Below are 807 nucleotides of genomic sequence, written 5' to 3'. Positions count from 1 at the left end.
GAGAGTCCGGTAGACGAAATTGCGGGGCCTCTTGGGTGTGTTCCCGAGTAGCACGGAGCCCGTGGAATTCCGTGTGAATCTGCCACGACCACGTGGTAAGGCTGAATACTTCCTGGTGACCGATAGCGGACCAGTACCGTGAGGGAAAGGTGAAAAGTGCCCCGGTGAGGGGTCGTGAAAGAGTACCTGAAACCGTGTGCCTACAAGCCGTCAGAGCGTCTTCAACGTCTCCTTGTGGGGTGTTGTCCGTGATGGCGTGCCTTTTGAAGAATGAGCCTGCGAGTTATGGTGTGTGGCGAGGTTAACCGGTGGCGGGTAGCCGTAGCGAAAGCGAGTCTGAATAGGGCGTTTGAGTCGCATGCTGTAGACCCGAAGCGGGGTGATCTAGCCATGGGCAGGGTGAAGCGCCGGTAAGACGGTGTGGAGGCCCGAACCCACCAGGGTTGAAAACCTGGGGGATGACCTGTGGTTAGGGGTGAAAGGCCAATCAAACTCCGTGATAGCTGGTTCTCCCCGAAATGCATTTAGGTGCAGCGTTGCGTGTTTCTTGCCGGAGGTAGAGCTACTGGATGGCCGATGGGCCCGACAAGGTTACTGACGTCAGCCAAACTCCGAATGCCGGTAAGTGAGAGCGTGGCAGTGAGACTGCGGGGGATAAGCTTCGTAGTCGAGAGGGAAACAGCCCAGATCATCGGCTAAGGCCCCTAAGCGTGTGCTAAGTGGGAAAGGATGTGGAGTTGCCGTGACAACCAGGAGGTTGGCTTAGAAGCAGCCATCCTTGAAAGAGTGCGTAATAGCTCACTGGTC

Annotated in this window: 1 rRNA gene; it reads left to right on the top strand. The window is 56.6% G+C overall.

Features of this window, described 5'->3' with window-relative positions:
• Positions 1-807 (top strand): 23S ribosomal RNA (locus ABD811_RS43735); the annotation flags it as partial.

Source organism: Actinomadura miaoliensis, assembly GCF_039536785.1.
GTDB classification, from domain to species: Bacteria; Actinomycetota; Actinomycetes; order Streptosporangiales; family Streptosporangiaceae; genus Spirillospora; species Spirillospora miaoliensis.
The sequence above is the reverse complement of the archived record's forward strand: the minus strand, read 5'-3'. Positions and strand labels throughout refer to the sequence as shown.